Here is an 18,104-nt window from a genome sequence, read left to right on the forward strand (position 1 = left end):
CTACGGGTGGCACACCGGCCGGAACAGGAGGAATAAGGTGAAGGGCATGACGACCGAGACTGCCGGCAGCGGGGACATCGCCCGCGCCCTGGAACTCATGTGGGGGACCGGGGAGCGGCCCACCCGGGGTCCCAAGCCGGGGCTGACCCTCGACGCGATCGTGACCAAGGCCATCGAGGTCGCCGACGCGGAGGGGCTGGCCGCGGTCTCCATGCGGCGGCTCGCCACCGAACTCGGCACCGGCACGATGTCCCTCTACCGGTACGTCCCCGGCAAGGCCGAGCTGCTCGATCTGATGCTCGACAAGGTGAGCGGCCCCGGCGACTGGGAGCAGCCCGGGGAGGACACGCCGCCGCCCGAGCTGATCGACTCGCTCCAGGGCATGGCCCGCGGCTATGTGGAGCTGTACACCGAGCATCCGTGGCTGCTCAGGATCAACCAGGCGCGTACGGTGCTGGGCCCCAGCACGATCCGCAGCATGGAGGCCGCCCTCTACGTCCTCCGGGGGCTGCGGCTCACCGACCCGGAGAAGATCTCGGTGATCATCGCCGTCCAGAGCCTGGCCACCGGTGTCGCCCGGATGACGGCCGACTCGGCGGAGGCGGTGGAGGCGACCGGACTCAGCCACGAGGACTTCTGGGGCGTGCAGCAGCCGTTTCTGCACGCCGCGATGGAGAGCGGCGACTTCCCGCTGACGGCGCAGCTCTCCGAGGAGACGTTCTCGGTGGAGTTCGCCCATCTCGACTTCGGGATACGCCGGCTCGTCACGGGCCTGGAGGTGCTGATGCGGGAGCGGGAGGTGGCGGGCTGGACGTACGGACCGCCGTCGGAGGGCAGGGCGCTCGGGGACCTGGACGGCACGACCGATCCGGCCGGGACGGACGCGCGGAAACCCGTCGGGCCGTCGGTGCCGTAACCAGCGCCCGGCTCGGGCAGGCCCGGTTCAGACGGAACTGGTTCGAACGGGCCCGGTTCGAGCGGCCGGGTTCGAGCGGTTCCCGCTCAGGCGGGGCGGGTGAAGCAGTACAGCCGGTCCAGCTCCGTCAGCCCCGCCCGGTCGTAGAGCCGGTTGGCCGCCGTACGGTCGTCCTGCGGCGGCACCGGGGACGGCATCGACCGGTCGTCGTCCACGTACAGCACGACCTCCCGTACGCCGGACTCCGCCAGCAGCTCCAGCGCCGACCCCAGCAGCCGCAGCCCGAGCCCCCGGCGGCGGGCCGACGGCAGCACCCCGAGCCACCAGACCGCGCCCAGTACCCCGGGCCCGTGCTCCACCAGCGCCTCGGCGACCGCCCGGCCGTCCTCCACGATCTCCAGCCGGATCTGGGCACCCGACGGCACGACCACCACGTCCGCCGCGCACGGCAGCCCGGCCAGCGGCAGCTCCGCGTGGAGATACCGCCACTCGTCCCGGCCCGCGAACCCGGCGGCCTCCAGCACCCGGCGGGGCGCGGGCCGGTGCCGTACCGGCAGCGCTTCCAGGCCGTAGTTCAGGGCCGACGAGATCTCGAACGCGTGGACCGTACGCGGCCCTTCGGCCTCCAGTACCGCCAGCGCCCGGTCCACCAGCGCGGCCAGCAGCTCCGGCCGGTCGTCCGCGCAGTGCAGCCAGAGGATGAACCCCTCGCCGTCACCAGGCCGTACGGCATACGACACGACCCCCGCCACCGCGCCCGACGGATCGTGCAGGACGTCCGTCGCCGGGGGCGACAGCTCCTCCCACCACTCCCCGTTCTGCGGCGACCGCCCGGCCAGCGCCTCCCCCAGCATCGCCGGGGTGGCCTCCGGCTGGCCCGGTACCCGGTCGGCGTTGACCAGGGCCAGTACGGCCCCCCGGTCGCCGTCCGCGTACGGCCGCAGCCCCCAGCCCGCGCCCAGTGTCGTGGTCGCCACCGGCCCATCGCCTCCGTGATCGGTCCGCTCCGTCGCCTCCAGCGTGCCGGGCGGACCCGCCCGGACGCCAATGGCTTTGCGCCCCGCGCAACGACCGGCGGCGAGAGGTCAGTTCCGCCGGAACAGCCGCTTCAGGACCAGCAGCAGCCCGAGCGCTCCGGCGCCGACGAGCACCGCCGTGGTCAGATCGACGGAACCGTCCCCGCCGGACCCCTCGCCGGAGTCGCCGGAGTCCCCGGAGGCCGTACCGCCGCCCTTCGACGAACCGCCAGCCGACCGGGCGCCCTTCCCCGCGTCCTTGACGGTGACCCGCTCCACCTCGGCGCCCTGCCCCTCCGAACCGAACATCAGGGCCGAACCGTCCAAGGTGTACGACACCCCCTCCGACTGCCGCTGGATGGGCGCCTTGACCCGGTCGTCGCCACCGAGCCGCCCCTCCGGCTTCCACTCGTACCCCCGGGCGGAGAGATACGTCCGCAGCACCAGCCGGGTGCCGTCCGGCGAGAACGCGCCGTCCGTGACCCACGGCAGATCGTCCGCGATCCGCCGGAAGACGTTCTTCCCGGAGGCGCTGAGGGTCTTCGGGGCCTCGTAGAGCCCGCTGCCGTCCTGACTCTTGGACGCGATGTACACCCGGCCGGTCTTCGGGTGCACCATCAGCGCCTCCGCGTCCCGCGCCCCGTCCTCGTACACCACCGTGTACTGCGTCGCCTTCACCGTGGCGTCCCGCAGCTCGGCGGGCTCGGGAAAGGCGTAGATCCAGACATGCGGCCAGGTCCCGTTGAGGTTGTCACCGATATCGCCGACATAGACCCGGCCGTCGGGACCGACGGAGACCGCCTCCATGTCGCGCGGCTTGCCGACACCCTTCAGCGTGATCGTCGCCACCGTCTCACCGGTCCGCGAATCGACCGCGAAGACCCTCGGCTCGTCCTGGTCGTTGTGGGTCCAGTAGATCCCCGGGTGCTTCCGGCTGGCCGCGAGACCACTGGACTCCGTGATCCGGTCGTCCTGGAACGAGAACGTCGAATCGGGCCCGTCGGCGACGGCCGGACCAGCGGCCGCGAGCACGAGCACCGGCAGCGCCAACGACAACGCGGCAAGGGCGCCGCCGACGCGGCGGACGGCGGGAAGTTTCAAAGACGGGCGCATCCCCCAAGCCTGCCATTCCCGGGGTAAAGCCCGGGTGATCCAAAGCCCCCGCCTCGGCCGACTGCCGGACCGCGCCCGGCGACCAGTCGTTTGTACGCGATCTGCGGACCGCCTGTGGCTGTTCGCGCAGTTCCCCGCGCCCCTGGTTGCCCTTCTCACCGCCCCAGCAGAGAGAACGGGTCCCTCCTACAGAGGCGGTGCTCGGGAGAGCATTTAGGGGCTCGGGGAACTGCGAGACCAGCCACCGAAGGCGCGCGGTCGGCAAAGACGGGCGGGGACCACCCACAGGCTCCGGGGTAAAGCGCTCAGCCGGAGGGCCGAGGCTCTGGGGGTCCCCCCATTGCCGAAGGCATAGGGGGCGGAACTGCGCGACCAGCCCACCACCGGGGCGCGGGCCGCGAACAACGTCAGGCTGTCCGGCGCGGGCCGGCGCTAGCCGTGGTCGGGAGGTTCCCAGAGCGCGTGGTCGTGGGCGAAGAGGATCCGGCGGGGCGCGAGGGCCGTGACGCGCGCGAGCCACGGGCGGGTCGGCGGCAGCGGCTGTTCCACCCCGTCGGCGGCGGCCCGGACGGCCAGGACCGCCGCCGCGTACTCGGACGCCGAGTCGTACGCCTGCCCCGCCAGCAGCACCGGGCCGCCCCGGTCCGTCTCGACCAGCAGGGATTGGTGTCCGGCTGTGTGGCCCGGGGTGGGCAGGATCCGGACGCCGGGCGCCAGGAGCCGTTCGCCGTCGAGTTGCTCGTAGACCGCGCCGGGGAAGTCGATCAGGGCGTCGATGGTGTGGCCGCCCGCGCGGGCGGCGGCGAGTTCGGTGCGCTGGACGACGATCGGCACCTCGGGGAAGAGGGGGTTGCCGCCGCAGTGGTCGAAGTGGAGATGGCAGTTGACGACGGTGTCGATGTCGCCGGTACGGACCCCGGTCGCGGCCAGTGCGGCGGGCAGGGAGCGGCGCCGGGGCCGGTAGTGGGCGTCGGCGGCGGCGTCGCCGGTACCGATGCCGGTGTCGAAGAGGAGCAGCCCGCCCGGGTGCCGGACGAGATAGGCGGTCACGGCTTCGACCCGGGGGTACGGCAGTCCGGCCTCGTCCGCCGGGCGGACGAAGTACCCCAGATCGAGCGGTACGACCTCGGGCATGGGAACCTCCGTCCGAGCCGTCCGAACCGTTCAGGCCGTCGCAGCCGTCGGCGCCGGGCCGAACCCCGCCCCGGGCGCCCTGTCCGGAGGGTTCTGCCCCGCGTCACGGCCCCTGGAACGTGCGCGCGTACGTGACCCGGTCCAGGTGGTAGTAGTCGGCGACGCAGGTCGCGGGCCAGGGGCGGCGGCCGTCGCGGGCGAAGGGTTCCAGCATGCGGGAGACCCGGGTCGGGGTGTACGGCATGACCGTCTCGCCCCGGGCGGCGCCCGCGCGGAGATAGGTGTCCTGGCGGTCCCAGCGGTCCGCCCGGATCCGCATGTCGTGGCCGAGGTCCGTCAGATCGGCGGCGAGCGCGCCGGTGGTGACCGCGCAGATCACGGCCGCGGCGACGGCCGCGCGCCCGGAGCGTCCCGGCACCGGCGCCGACCCCGTCGCCGTGGTCCGGATCCGGTGGCCGAGGAGCGCGCCCGTGACCGTCAGCAGCAGGACCCAGAGCGGCAGATAGTCGTTCCAGGTGCGTTCGGTGGTGGTGACGGCGGCGCCGAAGACGGGGTACGTGATCACCGTACAGAGGTAGCCGGAGAGCAGGAACGCGCCCGCGCAGAGGCCCGGTACGGCCGCCGGGCGCACCGGGCGGAAGACCCGGGCCGCCCCCTCGGCGCGCCGGGCGGTCAGGCCCAGCAGCACCCCGGCGGCGATCACGCCGAGATACGGCCAGGTCGTCAGGGTCGTACCGAGGATCTCCGCGAAGCCGCGCGCCGCGCCGAGCAGCGATTCGGGGGCGAGCATCGACACGCTCTCGGCGTCGTACCGGCCGCGCCGGTTGCGGGAGCCGGGCGAGGTGACGAGGATCAGCGTTCCGGCGGCGACCCCGGCGGCGCCGGTGAGTGCCCAGAGCCGGACCGGGCGGCGGTACGGCTCCGTCAGCAGCGGCCCGGCGCAGAGCAGGGTGGCGCCGAGGACGACGAGGACGACGACCGAGGTCTCCTCGGAGAGCGTGCCGACGAAGGCGCCCGCGAGTCCGGCGACGGCGAGCGCCCCGGCCAGGCCCCGGCGGGTGCGGGCCCGCAGCAGGGGTACGGCGGCCCCGGCGGCGAGGGCGGGCGCGAGGGTGTGCGAGACGGAGGCGGCGGGCCAGTAGAACGTCTTGTACGTGTTCGGGGTGGCGAACAGGAGGGCGGCGACGGCCGTCGCGGCGATCAGCAGGGGCATGCCGCGCGGGACCACGAGTCCGGCCCGGCGGATCGCGGCGGCGGCCGTCGCCCACAGCAGCAGCAGGATCAGGGCGCCGCTGACGGGCCCGTACCACTGGTGTCCGGCGACGGGGAACTCGGCGTAGGCGCCGACGAGGAGACCGTTGGCGATCCGGCCGTTGTCGGTGGCCCAGAAGGTGTGGACCAGGCCCCACATGCCGTCGTCGCGGACCCGGGGCAGGAAGCACCACTCGTCGGCGCCGGGGCGGACGTACCGGCCGAACCAGAAGGCGAGGGCGAGCAGTCCGAGGGGTAACGCGGCGAGGGCGAGGGGCCACCGGGCGGCGAACGGGCGGCGGCCCGGCGGCGGGGGGCCGGTGTCGGGCGCGGTGTCGGGCGGGGAGTCCGGCCCGGTGCGGGGCGCGGCGGCCGGGGCCGGTGTGCCGGTATGTGCGGTCACGGCTCAGCCCCGGCTCTCGCGCGGCCCGGGCGCGGCCAGCGCCCTGGGCGCGGTGGCGGCGGGTGCGGGTGCGGGTGGGGCTGAAGCGTCGGTTTCCCGGATCACGTAGTGCGGGCGCCGTTTGGTCTCGTGGTAGATCCGGCCCACGTACTCGCCGATCACCCCGAGGGTGGCGATCTGGATTCCGCCGAGACCGACCATGACCGCGATCAGGGTCGCGTAGCCGGGGGTGTCGACGCCGCTGACCAGGACTCCGGCGACGGTCCAGAGGGCGTAGCCGAGAGCGGAGAGCACCAGCCACAGACCGGTGTGGATGGCAAGCCGCAGGGGGCGGCTGTTGAAGGAGAGCAGCCCGTCGATGCCGTAGTTGACCAGCCGCCGCCCGCCCCACTTGGACGTTCCGGCGGCCCGCTGCACGTTCTCGTAGGTGAAGGTGACGGTGTCGAAGCCGATCCAGGAGAAGAGGCCCTTGGAGAAGCGATTGTTCTCGGGGAGGGTCAGCAGGGCTTCGACGGCGCGGCGGGAGAGCAGCCGGAAGTCCCCGGCGCCGTCCACCACCTCGACGTCCATCGCCCGGCGGACCAGCCGGTAGTAGAGGCGGCTGAGCCGGGTTCTGAGCACTCCGTCGCCGCTGCGGTCGCGGCGGGCGACGACCTGGTCGTAGCCGTGCCCGTACAACGCCAGTATCCGCGGCACGAGTTCCGGCGGGTGCTGGAGGTCGGCGTCCATCAGGACGACGGCCTCGCCCCGGGCCATCCGCAGCCCGGCGAGCATCGCGGACTCCTTGCCGAAGTTCCGGCTGAAGGAGGCGTAGCGGGCCCGCCGGTCGCCGTCGGAGAGCCGCCGGAGCCGGTCGCGGGTGCCGTCGGTACTGCCGTCGTCGACGTAGCAGATCTCGTAGTCGTCCCGGGCGGCCGGGCCGCCGCCCGCGACGAGGGCGGCGTCGAGGGTGGTGACGAGCGTGGCGTGGAAGGTCTCGATCACCTCGTTCTCGTTGAAACACGGAACGACGATGGAGATCTTGGGCATGGGAGAACGGCTTCCCTCGTGGACTTCCCCGGTGGGCTTTCCCGGTGGGCTTTCCGGCGGTCGGACCGTTTCAGCGGTGCCGCGCCCGAACCCGGCCGGCTGTGACGGGGGCCACAGACGCACGGTTCGGGCGCCCAGGATGGCGATATCCACCCTTTTCCGTCAACCGGGGACCACTCGTACGAGGCAACGCCCGGTCCGGCCGATCACCCGGCGCCCTCTTGCTTCGAACACCCCACGGGGGTCTATGTATAGGGCCATGGAGTACACGCAGCTGGGACGTACCGGACTGAAAGTCGGCAGGATCGTCCTCGGGACGATGAACTTCGGGCCCTACACCTCCGAAGCCGACAGCCACGCGATCATGGACACGGCGCTCGCCGCGGGCGTCAACCTCTTCGACACCTCCAACACCTACGGCGGGCCGGGGCAGCGCGGAACGACCGAGACGATCATCGGCAACTGGCTGGCGCGAGGCGGCGGCCGGCGCGACAAGATCGTCCTCGCGACCAAGGGGTACGGAGCCGTCCACAACGAGGACGGACCGGTCTGGCCCAACCACGACAAGCTCTCCGCCTACGGCATCCGCCGCGCGGTCGAGGCCAGCCTGAAGCGGCTCGGCACCGACCGGATCGACGTCTACCAGTTCCACCACATCGACCGGGCGACCCCCGTGGACGAGATCTGGCAGGCGGTCGACACCCTGATCCAGCAGGGCAAGATCCTCTACGCGGGCAGCTCCAACTTCCCCGGCTGGAAGATCGCCCAGATGAACGAGGAGGCCCGCCGCCGGAATTCGTACGGGCTGGTGAGCGAGCAGTGCCTCTACAACCTCTTCGAACGCCGCTCGGAGCTGGAGGTGATCCCGGCTGCGCGGGAGTACGGGCTCGGGGTGATCCCCTGGTCACCGCTGCACGGCGGGCTGCTCGGCGGGGTGCTCCGCAAGCAGCGCGAGGGCGCGGCGACGCGGCAGCTGGGCAATATGGGTTCGCCGCTGCTCGGCGAGCCGGGCGTCCGCGACCGGATCACGGCCTACGAGGACCTGCTGGACAAACACGGTCTGAACCCGGGCGAGGTGGCGCTTGCCTGGCTGCTGACCCGCCCCGGGATCACCGGGCCGATCGTGGGCCCCCGGACGGCGGAGCAGTTGGCGGGCGCGCTGCGGGCGGCGGAGCTGCGGCTGGACGAGGAGCTGCTGACGGCGCTGGACGAGATCTTCCCGCCGGTGGGCCCGGCGCCGGAGGCGTACGCCTGGTAGGACGCGGCCGGTGAGGGGGGTGTCGTACGGCGGCCGGAGCCGGGTACGGCACCGCTCCTCCCGGCGTCCCGTTGTTCCGGGCACGGATCGGAGCGGCCGGGCCCGCGCGCCGGGCACGCCTGAAGATTCCGTACCGCCGGTTCCGGAGGCGTACCCGCTGCTACCGGGGCGCGGCGGCCCCGGGGCCGGTTCGGGTACGACTCCTGAGCCGTACGCCGCCGGAGTCGTACCGCCGTCCGCGGCTACAGCCCGAGGACCGAGGCCATCGCGATAATCACGAACATCAGTACGAGCGCACCGGCCATGATCCGGTTCCTGGTCTTGGTCTTCACCCCTTGAGACTAACCCGGTATCTCAGCGGCCCAGCCGCCAGGTGGCGAGGGTCTCGTACCAGGAGTCCCGGCCCCCGGCCGGGGGATGGCTGCGGATCAGGGCGTACTCCGTGACGTCCCAGGGCGTGCCCGCGAATCCGGCCAGCTCGGCGGCGTAGCCCGCGAGCCGGTTGGGGGCGATGCCCCGGCGGGTCCTGGCGAGGGTGAGATGCGGGGTGTAGCGCCGGTGCTCCGCCATCGCGATCCCGGTTCTGCGGGCGGCGGCCCCGGCCCGTTCGGCGAGCCTGCGCAGGGCCGCGAGATCGTCCGGTTCGGCCAGTACCCCGGCCCACAGCACGCCCTGCCCGAAGTGACCGCCGCCACCGGCGGCGATCCGGAACGGTACGGAGCGCCGGGCGGCCCGGCCGCAGCGCTCCGTCAGCTCGGGCAGCAGCCCCTCGGCGATATCGCCGTAGAAGGCGAGGGTGCAGTGCCGGACGTCCCGCCCGGTCCAGCGCAGTCCGTCGGAGCCGGGCAGCTCCCGCAGCCGCCGTACGGCCGCCTCCAGCTCTTCGAGCCGGTCGGGCGGCGGCACCACGGCGGTGAAGAGGCGTACGACCGCGCCCGCACCGGGCCGGTCAGACGGCACCGGTCACCCGCCCGGATTCGGCCTCGGCCTCGTTCTCGGCCGGGCCGGACCGGCGGTCCCGCTGCCGGGGCACCAGCGCCAGATGCGGACGGCCGGGCCGCAGATCGAGCTTGAGCCGGACGCCCGCCGCGCGGGAGAGCATCAGCCCGACCCCGATCGCGGCCAGCAGGGAGACCGCGCCGCCCGCGGCGAAGCCGATCCGGGGGCCGTAGACGTCGGTGATCCAGCCGACAATCGGCGCGCCCACCGGCGTACCGCCGACGAAGACCATCATGAAGAGGGACATCACCCGGCCCCGGACGGCCGGGTCGGTGGCCATCTGGATGCTGGTGTTCGCGGTCACGTTGACCGTGAGGCCGAACATCCCGATGGGGACCAGGATCGCGGCGAAGACCCAGAAGGTGGGGGCGAAGGCCGCGACGATCTCCAGGGCGCCGAAGAGGACCGCGGCGCCCACCAGTATCGACAGCCTCGACGTACCGCGCCGGGCCGCCAGCAGCGCGCCGACCAGGGAGCCGACCGCCATCAGGGTGTTCAGCAGGCCGTAGGTCTCGGCGCCGGAACCGTAGACGTCGTGGACGAAGGCGGAGAGCCAGATCGGGAAGTTGAAGCCGAAGGTGCCGATGAAGCCGACCAGGACGATCGGCCAGATCAGCTCGGGATGGGCGGAGACATAACGCAGCCCCTCGCGGAGCTGGCCCTTGCCGCGCGGGGCGCGGACGGACTTGTGCAGTTCGGCGGGGCGCATCAGCAGCAGGCTGACGATGGTCGCGAGGAAGGAGAGGCCGTTGAAGAGGAAGGCGTAGCCGCTGCCGACCGCGGTGATCAGCACACCGGCGACGGCCGGGCCGACCAGCCGGGCGGACTGGAAGTTGGCGCCGTTGAGGCTGACCGCGTTGGCGAGCTGGTCCGGGCCGACCATCTCGGAGACGAAGGTCTGCCGGGCCGGGTTGTCGACCACGGTGACCAGACCGAGCAGGAAGGCGGTCAGATAGACATGCCAGACCTGGACCTCACCGGTGAGGGTCAGGACGGCGAGCGCGAGGCCGGTGAAAGCCATCGCGGACTGGGTGAACAGCAGCAGGGGCCGCTTGGGGAGCCGGTCGGCGAGCACTCCGCCGTACAGCCCGAACAGCAGCATCGGCAGAAACTGCAGCGCGACGGTGATACCGACCGCCGACGCCGAGCCGGTGAGGGTGAGCACCAGCCAGTCCTGGGCGATCCGCTGCATCCAGGTACCAGTGTTGGAGACGACCTGCCCCATCGCGAAGAGCCGGTAGTTCCGGATCTTCAGCGAGCTGAACATCGTGGTGGGAGAGGGTGCGGGTGCGGAGTCTGCTCCGGGTCCCGTACGCAAAAGTGTTCGCCTCCTCGGCCGTCGGTTACAGGTGTGCGAGCTTCTCCAGGACGGGGGCGGCGGCGCGCAGCTTCTCCCACTCGTCTTCGTCGAGACCCTCGGCCAGCTCGGTCAGCCAGGCGTTCCGCTTGCGGCGGCTCTCCTCGAGCATGGCCTCGGCCTGCTCGGTCCGGCTGACGACCTTCTGCCTCCGGTCGTCGGGGTGCGGCTCCAGCCGGACCAGTCCCTTCGCCTCCAGCAGCGCCACGATCCGGGTCATCGACGGCGGCTGTACGTGCTCCCGCCGCGCCAGCTCCCCGGGGGTGGCCGAGCCGGACCGGGCGAGGGTGCCGAGCACCGACATCTCGGTGGGGCTCAGCGACTCGTCGACTCGCTGGTGCTTGAGCCGGCGGCCCAGCCGCATCACGGCCGAGCGCAGCGCGTTCACCGCGGCCTGGTCGGCGTCGTCGCCGTGCGGGCCGTCGGTGTCGCCATGGGACAGGTCTGACATGTTCGTTAGCATAACTCATTACTCTGTCTAAATACCAGTCGGGGGGCCCTTCGATGAGCCGGGCAGGGGTCTACCACCGCTCATCGAAACCCCCCATCACCCGTTTGAGTGATCCGGAGGCGAAAAATCACCCACTCGGCGCGCGCCCGGCGCGACCCTGACGGCATGAAATCGACTGTCCTCAGCCTCCGGGTAGACGCCGACCTGCTGGAACGCCTCAGGGGCCATGCCGCGAAACGCGGGATGAGCGTCCAGGACTATGTGGTCCGTACGCTCGTCCGCGACGACTTCGACGAACGGTTCAAGTCGGCGGTCGAGGAGACGGACGAGTTCTACGGGCGGATGTGACGGGCGGGGGGCGGCGCGCAGGGGGTCCGGCCCCGGGCTGACGTACCCCGGTCCCGTGCTTCCGGATCCCGGGCCCGCGCCTTTGGGCCCATCCCCGGCCGGGTACGGCGAAGGGCCGGTCCCGGACGGAGTGTCCGGAACCGGCCCCTGATGTCCGGGCGGGAGTCCCAGCTACTTGGCGAGGCCGAGGGCGGGCATCGCGTAGTAGAAGACGAAGACCGCCGAGACCACGTACATCGCGACCGGGACCTCACGGCCGCGCCCCGCCGCCAGCCGCAGCACGCTGAAGGCGATGAAGCCGATGCCGATGCCGTTGGTGATGGAGTAGGTGAAGGGCATCATCACCATCGCCAGGAACGCGGGGACCGAGACGGTGTAGTCGCTCCAGTCGATGTCGCGGATCGAGCCCGCCAGGATCAGGAAGCCCACCGCCAGCAGGGCGGGAGTGGCCGCCTGGGACGGGACCATCGTGGCCAGCGGGGTGAAGAAGAGCGCCAGGGTGAAGAGACCGCCGGTGACCACCGACGCCAGGCCGGTACGGGCGCCCTCGCCGACGCCCGCCGTGGACTCCACGAAACAGGTCGTCGCGGAGGACGAGGTCGCGCCGCCGGAGGCGACCGCGATGCCGTCGACGAAGAGGACCTTGTTGATCCCCGGCAGATTGCCGTCCTTGTCGAGCAGCTTGGCCTCGTCGCCGACGCCCAGGATCGTGCCCATCGCGTCGAAGAAGCAGGAGAGCAGCACGGTGAAGACGAAGAGGGAGCCGGTGAGGATGCCGACCTTCTCGAAGCCGCCGAACAGGCTCATCTCGCCGACCAGGCCGAAGTCCGGGGTGGCGACCGGGCTGCCGGGCCACTCCGGGGTGGTCAGACCCCAGCTCGGGACCTTCGCCACCGCCTCGATGATCATCGCGACGATCGTCATCACCACGATGGAGAGCAGGATCGCGCCCGGCACCTTGCGGATGATCAGGATCAGGGTGAGCAGCGCGCCCAGCACGAAGACCAGGACCGGCCAGCCGGCGAGGTGACCGCCGCTGCCCAGGGTCAGCGGTACGGTCGTGTCCGCGACGTCCGGGATCCGGGTCACGAAGCCCGCGTCCACCAGGCCGATCAGCATGATGAAGAGACCGATACCGATCGCGATGCCCTTGCGCAGACTGCGTGGCACCGCGCTCATCACCCGTTCCCGGAGCCCGGTCGCGACCAGCAGCATCACCACGAAACCGGCGAGCACCACCATGCCCATCGCGTCCGCCCAGGACATCCTGGGCGCGAGCTGGAGGGCGACGACGGTATTCACGCCCAGGCCCGCCGCGAGCGCGATCGGCACATTGCCGATCACACCCATGAGGAGGGTGGAGAACGCCGCCGTCAGCACGGTGGCGGTGACCAGCTCACCGCCGTCCAGCTGGTTCTGGTGGATGTCCTTCGCACTGCCCAGGATGATCGGGTTCAGCACGATGATGTACGCCATCGCGAAGAAGGTGGCGAAACCGCCCCGGACCTCGCGGGCGACGGTGGAACCGCGCGCCGAGATCCGGAAGTACCGGTCGAGGCCGCCGGAGGGCTCCTTCGACGGGGACTCGGGAGTCCCGGGGGATACGGCGGGGGCCGAGGGAGTCATGCGGTCCTCATCAAGCGGAATCGGGGAGTCAGGTGCATGGTCGAGCGTGGCGGCTCTGCGACGTTTTTGTGCATTCATACGAATAGAACCGGCCATGGGCAAACCGTTTCAGTATGAACACATAAAAGCGGGAGCGCCATCTCCGCGCGTAGACACCCACCGACCGGCACCGACCGGGCCCCACCCGGGCGCATGCGCCCCGCGCCTACACTGATCACATGGCGAAGTGGACACCCCGGCACGAGGCGCCCGAGCCCCTGGAGGGTCCGGTCGTCGCCACCATCACCGGCGGCACGATCATCTGGTTCGCCCTCTTCCTGGTGCAGATCCCCTTCTACAGCTGGTTCGACGACCGCGATCTGATGTGGTGGGTCTGGACCTGCCTCGCGGGCGGGGGTCTGGGCCTGATCGGCATCTGGTACGTCCGCGGCCGCGACGCGGCCCTGCGGAGGGCGTCGGAGACGCCGTCGCCGGAGTCGCCTTCCGCGGAGTCGCCTTCCGCTGCGGAGACCCGCGACTCTTGAGGCCCCTCGCCCCGGAGCGCGCGGCGACCCTCCGGGGAGGACCCGCCACTACCGGGCCGCGCGGCGGCCTGCGGCCCGTATGTGGCTTGTCGCGCAGTTCCTCCCCCTGTGCCTTCGGCAATGGGGGGGGACCCCCGGCGCCTTGGCCCTCCGGGTGAGGCCCACACCCCGGGTCTCGCCCGGCAACCTGGTGTAGTTCGCGGTCCGCGCCACCGTCGTGGCTTGTCGCGCAGTTCCGCCCCCTATGCCTTCGGCAATGGGGGGACCCCCAGCGCCTTGGCCCTCCGGCTGAGGCCCACAACACCGGGCCGCGCCGGGCAGCCTGCTGTTGTTCGCGGTCCGCACCAACGTCGTGGCTGGTCGCGCAGTTCCCCGCGCCCCTAAATGCTCTCCCCAGCGCCGCCTTCGTAGGAGACGGGCCCCTGCGCGACGAGGACACCGGGCGCGGCGCGTGGTTATCCACAACTTGGCGCGCGCACGGGCGGTGGAGGAAGTCGCGTCGTACCGTACGAGCATGACGCAGTCGGCCAGGATCGAACCGGACGACCACAACCGCGACCGGCCCCGCGAGAGACCCGTCATCGACGCGGGGGCCGAGCTGGACCCCGTGCACCCGGTGCCGCCACCCGCGCCCGGGCGGGCGCGGGGGCTGACCTCCGCCGAGGTCGCCGAGCGCGTCGCGCGCGGGGAGATCAACGACGTTCCCGTCCGCTCGTCCCGCTCCACCGCGGACATCATCCGCGGCAATGTCTTCACCCGGTTCAACGCGATCATCGGCGTGCTGTGGGCGATCATGCTGGTCGTCGCCCCGATCCAGGACAGCCTCTTCGGCTTTGTGATCATCGCCAATACCGGGATCGGGATCATCCAGGAGCTGCGCGCCAAGAAGACCCTCGACGGGCTCGCGGTGATCGGGGAGGCGAAGCCGACCGTACGGCGGGACGGGACGGCCGTCGAGGTCTCCACCTCGGCGATCGTCCTCGGGGACCTGGTCGAGCTGGGCCCGGGCGACAAGGTCGTGGTCGACGGCACGGTCGCCGAGGCGGACGCGCTGGAGATCGACGAGTCGCTGCTCACCGGCGAGGCCGATCCCGTGCTCAAGCGGCCCGGCGACCCGGTGATGTCGGGCAGTTTCGTGGTCGCGGGCGGTGGCGCGTTCACCGCGACCAAGGTCGGCCGGGAGGCGTACGCGGCCCAGCTCGCCGAGGAGGCGTCCCGCTTCACCCTGGTCCATTCGGAGCTGCGCAGCGGGATCAGCACCATCCTGAAGTACGTCACCTGGATGATGGTCCCCACCGCGATCGGTCTGATCATCAGCCAGCTCGTGGTGAAGGACGCCGATCTGAAGGACTCCATCGCCCGGACGGTCGGCGGGATCGTGCCGATGATCCCGGAGGGCCTCGTCCTGCTGACCTCGGTCGCCTTCGCGATCGGCGTGATCCGGCTGGGCCGTAAGCAGTGCCTGGTGCAGGAGCTGCCCGCGATCGAGGGCCTGGCCCGGGTCGACGTGGTCTGTCTCGACAAGACCGGCACGCTGACCGAGGGCGGGATGGACGTCGCCGAGGTACGGCCGCTGGGCGGGGCGGATCCGGCGTACGTCCGGCGGGTCCTGGGCGCGGTCGGCGGCTCGGACCCCCGGCCCAACGCGTCCCTGGCGGCCATCGCCGAAGCCCACCCCGACGAGTCCGGGTGGCGGGTCGCTGAGGCCCGGCCGTTCTCCTCGGCCCGCAAGTACAGCGGCGCCCGGTTCGACGAGGGCGGCGGGGAGACCTCCACGTGGCTGCTGGGCGCGCCCGATGTGCTGCTGGCCCCCGGTGACCCGGTACTCACCGATGTCGACCACTTCAACGAGCAGGGGCTGCGGGTACTGCTGCTGGCCCGGTCCACATCGCTGGAGGACCCGGCGGGCGCCGACCCGGCCGCCCTCGTCGTACTGGAGCAGCGGCTCCGGCCCGACGCCGCCGAGACCCTCGCCTACTTCGCCGACCAGGACGTCACCGCGAAGGTGATCTCCGGCGACAACGCGGTCTCCGTCGGCGCGGTCGCCGCCAAACTCGGCCTCCCCGGCGCCGAACGCCCCGGCAGCACCGTCGACGCCCGCGCACTCCCCACCGACCGCGACGCGATGGCGGCGGCCCTGGAGGCGGGTGCCGTCTTCGGCCGGGTCACCCCGCAACAGAAGCGGGACATGGTCGGCGCGCTCCAGTCCCGGGGCCATACGGTCGCCATGACCGGCGACGGCGTCAACGACGTCCTCGCCCTCAAGGACGCGGACATCGGGGTCTCCATGGGCTCCGGCTCCGAGGCGACCCGCGCGGTCGCCCAGATCGTGCTGCTGAACAACAGCTTCGCCACCCTGCCGTCGGTGGTCGCCGAGGGCCGCCGGGTGATCGGCAACATCACCCGGGTCGCGACGCTCTTCCTCACCAAGACGGTCTACTCGGTACTGCTGGCGATCCTCGTCGTCATCAGCCAGGTCGAGTACCCGTTCCTGCCGCGCCACCTGACCCTGCTGGCCACCCTGACCATCGGGGTCCCCGCGTTCTTCCTGGCCCTGGCGCCCAACAAGGAACGGGCCAGACCGCACTTCGTACGGCGCGTGATGCGGTACGCGATCCCCTCCGGGGTCATCGCGGCGGCCGCCACCTTCACCAGCTATCTGCTGGCCCGCTCCCACTACTCGGGACCGGACGCCCTCGACGCGGAGACCAGCGCCGCGACCCTGACGCTCTTCCTGGTGGCCCTCTGGGTCCTGGCGATCGTCGCCCGCCCCTACACCTGGTGGCGGATCGCCCTGGTCGCCACGATGGGACTGGGGTTCCTGATCGTGCTGGTGGTGCCGTGGCTCCAGGAGTTCTTCGCACTGAAGCTGGTGGGCACGTCCATGCCCTGGGCGGCGGTCGGCATCGCGGCGGCGGCGGGCGTACTGCTGGAGCTCGCGTGGCGGGTGGTGGACCGCAGATTCCCGGCGTGACGGCACACGGCGCGGCTTCCCGCCGGGTCAGCCCCCGGCACCCCGGAGCAGCAGCAGATCGTCACCCCAGGCGTCCAGCACCGGGCCATGGCCCCAGGCGCGGGCATGCGGCTCCACGTCGTTGAAAAGGGTCCGCACCGCCGACGGGGCGCCATCGGCCGCCAGCACCCGGCCCAGCAGCGGCAGCAGCCGCTCCGGGGACCACTCGGGGCGGCTCAGCGGATGGTGCCTCAGCTCCCAGGCCAGATACTTGTTGTACGGCCTGACCCGGTTGTGGGCGGCGAAGAGATACGTCAGGTAGTACGGCACCGCCTCCGCCGCGTCCAGCCCGGCGGCCAGCGGCTGACCGTCCCGCGCGCTCTTCAGACAGCGGTAGGCGCTGTTCAGAAACGCGTCCAGATACTCCGGCGCCAGCACGGCGCCCTCCGCCCGGCCCAAAGTGCCCTTCGCGGTGACGAGATCGCCGATCAGCCCGTCGGCCGTGTCCATCTCCACCTTGGCGTGCGTGAAGGCGTACCGGTTCCACTCCGTCCCCGAACCGGGCAGCGCGTGCTCCCGGAACTCGGCCAGCGGCAGCACCATCACATCCAGCCGGTCATCCCGCCGGATCAGGGCCGCGAGCGGCCCCTCACCCAGCTCGGGATCCTCCGTGCCGTCCGCGACGACGAGATAGACGTCGTAATCCGAATACTCGGTCGCCAGCCCCTCCCCGGCCCGCGACCCCGTCAGAACGAGGCCGAGCACCCGGCGGTCCCTGCGGACCCGGTTCAGCAGCGTGGCGTACTCCTCGGCGGCCGAGGCGGCGGGAGCGGTTGGGGTCACCCGGCAACCCCATCACGCCGCGCCGCGCGATCCAAACGTTTTCACCCTCCAAACACGCGAAGTAAATGCAGGATCGTCCCTTCAGCGACGCGGGTGGCTTCGGCGGCGGAGGCTTCCAGGTCGCCGCCTCACTAACCGGGCCGCGCCCGGGGGGCCTGGTGTTGTTCGCGGTCCGCGGACCGTGGCTGGCTGGTCGCGCAGTTCCGCCCCCTATGCCTTGGGCAATGGGGGGACCCCCAGCGCCTTGGCCCTCCGGGTGAGGCCCACAACCCGGGCCGCGCCCGGCGACCTGATGTTGTTCGCGGTCCGCACCACCGTCGTGGCCGGTCGCGCAGTTCCCCGCGCCCCTGGTTGCCCTCCTCATCGCCCTTGCGAAGGGGGCGCCCTCCGGGCGGGGGATAGTGCTTCCTCCGGAAGTGTTTCGGCTGCGGGCCGTCGTGGGCCGTTCGCGCAGTTCCGCCCCCTATGCCTTCGGCAATGGGGGGACCCCCAGCGCCACCTAATGCTCTCCCCCGCACCGGACCTGAAAAGGGTCCCGGCCCCGGGAGAAGGAGCTGTGGGCCCCTTCCTATAGGTCCCGGCCCCGGGATGAGGGGCAGGGCCCTTTCGGAGGGCGGCGAAGGGGGCTACCAGGGGCGCGGGGAACTGCGCGGGCAACCAGCCACCGGGGGGCGGGTGGATCGACCACATCAGGTGGCAGCCACCCCTCTCCCCGGGACGGGCTCCAGCCCCGAGTGGCATGTCCAGTGCGCGTGGTCGGGGGGTGCAGGGTCGCCCCCGCAACGGACGGCGGAAAAGACCGGGTCTCCCGGACAAGACCCTCACTTCCGCCGTCCGTGAGGAGGTGAGCCCGGAGGCCACCGACCCTCCCGCCACAAGACAA

At 71.9% G+C, this 18,104-nt stretch carries 15 protein-coding genes; 5 read left to right on the plus strand and 10 right to left on the minus strand.

Translation table 11 applies throughout. The annotated features are described in order from the left end of the window. The first annotated feature begins 46 nt into the window (after positions 1-46). Positions 47-916 (plus strand): TetR/AcrR family transcriptional regulator, encoded by an 870-nt coding sequence (locus AB0G74_RS29460; RefSeq protein ID WP_361152280.1) that lies wholly within the window; start codon positions 47-49, stop codon positions 914-916. Positions 917-1,002: 86 nt separating this feature from the next. Here AB0G74_RS29460 and AB0G74_RS29465 read toward each other — a convergent pair whose 3' ends face one another. From AB0G74_RS29465 to AB0G74_RS29485, 5 genes are all read right to left on the minus strand, one after another. Next, positions 1,003-1,893, minus strand: a complete 891-nt coding sequence (locus tag AB0G74_RS29465) for a GNAT family N-acetyltransferase (RefSeq protein ID WP_361152283.1) — start codon at positions 1,891-1,893, stop codon at positions 1,003-1,005. Between the two features lie 108 nt (positions 1,894-2,001). Beyond that, on the minus strand, positions 2,002-3,045 hold the full coding sequence (locus AB0G74_RS29470; protein ID WP_361152286.1) for a WD40 repeat domain-containing protein: 1,044 nt from the start codon (positions 3,043-3,045) through the stop codon (positions 2,002-2,004). 432 nt (positions 3,046-3,477) lie between these two features. After that, the gene (locus AB0G74_RS29475; RefSeq protein ID WP_361152289.1) at positions 3,478-4,179 is read right to left on the minus strand and encodes an N-acyl homoserine lactonase family protein; all 702 of its coding nucleotides are present in this window, start codon (positions 4,177-4,179) and stop codon (positions 3,478-3,480) included. A 103-nt stretch (positions 4,180-4,282) separates the two neighbouring features. After that, on the minus strand, positions 4,283-5,833 hold the full coding sequence (locus AB0G74_RS29480; RefSeq protein ID WP_361152292.1) for a DUF6056 family protein: 1,551 nt from the start codon (positions 5,831-5,833) through the stop codon (positions 4,283-4,285). Positions 5,834-5,836: 3 nt separating this feature from the next. Next, positions 5,837-6,862, minus strand: coding sequence for a glycosyltransferase family 2 protein (locus tag AB0G74_RS29485; RefSeq protein ID WP_361152295.1), 1,026 nt, complete (start codon positions 6,860-6,862; stop codon positions 5,837-5,839). A 259-nt stretch (positions 6,863-7,121) separates the two neighbouring features. Between AB0G74_RS29485 and AB0G74_RS29490 the strand changes: the two genes are divergently transcribed. Continuing rightward, positions 7,122-8,120 carry an aldo/keto reductase gene (locus AB0G74_RS29490; RefSeq protein ID WP_361152298.1) on the plus strand — a complete coding sequence of 333 codons (999 nt, stop codon included), beginning with the start codon at positions 7,122-7,124 and terminating at the stop codon, positions 8,118-8,120. A 354-nt stretch (positions 8,121-8,474) separates the two neighbouring features. Here AB0G74_RS29490 and thpR read toward each other — a convergent pair whose 3' ends face one another. Genes thpR through AB0G74_RS29505 form a run of 3 tightly spaced genes read right to left on the minus strand, consistent with a single transcriptional unit; the run spans position 8,475 to position 10,927 of the window. Beyond that, a complete protein-coding gene (gene thpR, locus AB0G74_RS29495) occupies positions 8,475-9,080 on the minus strand; it encodes an RNA 2',3'-cyclic phosphodiesterase (RefSeq protein ID WP_361152302.1) in 606 nt (201 codons plus the stop codon). Then, on the minus strand, positions 9,070-10,437 hold the full coding sequence (locus AB0G74_RS29500) for an MFS transporter (protein WP_361152305.1): 1,368 nt from the start codon (positions 10,435-10,437) through the stop codon (positions 9,070-9,072). The genes thpR and AB0G74_RS29500 overlap by 11 nt, the downstream gene beginning before the upstream one ends. A 25-nt stretch (positions 10,438-10,462) precedes the next feature. After that, positions 10,463-10,927 (minus strand): MarR family transcriptional regulator, encoded by a 465-nt coding sequence (locus tag AB0G74_RS29505; RefSeq protein ID WP_361152308.1) that lies wholly within the window; start codon positions 10,925-10,927, stop codon positions 10,463-10,465. 165 nt (positions 10,928-11,092) lie between these two features. On the opposite strand from AB0G74_RS29505, the gene AB0G74_RS29510 reads away from it, so the two are divergent. Continuing rightward, complete coding sequence (locus AB0G74_RS29510; RefSeq protein ID WP_358829088.1) at positions 11,093-11,275, plus strand: ribbon-helix-helix protein, CopG family; 183 nt, start codon at positions 11,093-11,095, stop codon at positions 11,273-11,275. A gap of 171 nt (positions 11,276-11,446) precedes the next feature. Here AB0G74_RS29510 and AB0G74_RS29515 read toward each other — a convergent pair whose 3' ends face one another. After that, complete coding sequence (locus tag AB0G74_RS29515) at positions 11,447-12,901, minus strand: NCS2 family permease (protein WP_361152311.1); 1,455 nt, start codon at positions 12,899-12,901, stop codon at positions 11,447-11,449. Between the two features lie 218 nt (positions 12,902-13,119). Between AB0G74_RS29515 and AB0G74_RS29520 the strand changes: the two genes are divergently transcribed. Then, the gene (locus AB0G74_RS29520; protein ID WP_361152314.1) at positions 13,120-13,425 is read left to right on the plus strand and encodes a DUF2530 domain-containing protein; all 306 of its coding nucleotides are present in this window, start codon (positions 13,120-13,122) and stop codon (positions 13,423-13,425) included. A 514-nt stretch (positions 13,426-13,939) separates the two neighbouring features. After that, positions 13,940-16,399, plus strand: coding sequence for an HAD-IC family P-type ATPase (locus AB0G74_RS29525; protein ID WP_361152317.1), 2,460 nt, complete (start codon positions 13,940-13,942; stop codon positions 16,397-16,399). 27 nt (positions 16,400-16,426) lie between these two features. Here AB0G74_RS29525 and AB0G74_RS29530 read toward each other — a convergent pair whose 3' ends face one another. After that, on the minus strand, positions 16,427-17,221 hold the full coding sequence (locus tag AB0G74_RS29530) for a hypothetical protein (RefSeq protein ID WP_361152320.1): 795 nt from the start codon (positions 17,219-17,221) through the stop codon (positions 16,427-16,429). Positions 17,222-18,104: the final 883 nt, after the last annotated feature.

Origin of the sequence: Streptomyces sp. NPDC020875 (genome assembly GCF_040641415.1) — a bacterium.
Lineage (GTDB): Bacteria > Actinomycetota > Actinomycetes > Streptomycetales > Streptomycetaceae > Streptomyces.

Bases quoted from the DNA above. Each gene is read 5' to 3' on its own strand.
- AB0G74_RS29460 (WP_361152280.1), top strand. From the start codon at position 47: ATGACGACCGAGACTGCCGGCAGCGGGGACATCGCCCGCGCCCTGGAA.
- AB0G74_RS29470 (WP_361152286.1), bottom strand. From the start codon at position 3,045: ATGCGCCCGTCTTTGAAACTTCCCGCCGTCCGCCGCGTCGGCGGCGCC.
- AB0G74_RS29475 (WP_361152289.1), bottom strand. From the start codon at position 4,179: ATGCCCGAGGTCGTACCGCTCGATCTGGGGTACTTCGTCCGCCCGGCG.
- AB0G74_RS29485 (WP_361152295.1), bottom strand. From the start codon at position 6,862: ATGCCCAAGATCTCCATCGTCGTTCCGTGTTTCAACGAGAACGAGGTG.
- AB0G74_RS29490 (WP_361152298.1), top strand. From the start codon at position 7,122: ATGGAGTACACGCAGCTGGGACGTACCGGACTGAAAGTCGGCAGGATC.
- AB0G74_RS29505 (WP_361152308.1), bottom strand. From the start codon at position 10,927: ATGTCAGACCTGTCCCATGGCGACACCGACGGCCCGCACGGCGACGAC.
- AB0G74_RS29510 (WP_358829088.1), top strand. From the start codon at position 11,093: ATGAAATCGACTGTCCTCAGCCTCCGGGTAGACGCCGACCTGCTGGAA.
- AB0G74_RS29515 (WP_361152311.1), bottom strand. From the start codon at position 12,901: ATGACTCCCTCGGCCCCCGCCGTATCCCCCGGGACTCCCGAGTCCCCG.
- AB0G74_RS29520 (WP_361152314.1), top strand. From the start codon at position 13,120: ATGGCGAAGTGGACACCCCGGCACGAGGCGCCCGAGCCCCTGGAGGGT.
- AB0G74_RS29525 (WP_361152317.1), top strand. From the start codon at position 13,940: ATGACGCAGTCGGCCAGGATCGAACCGGACGACCACAACCGCGACCGG.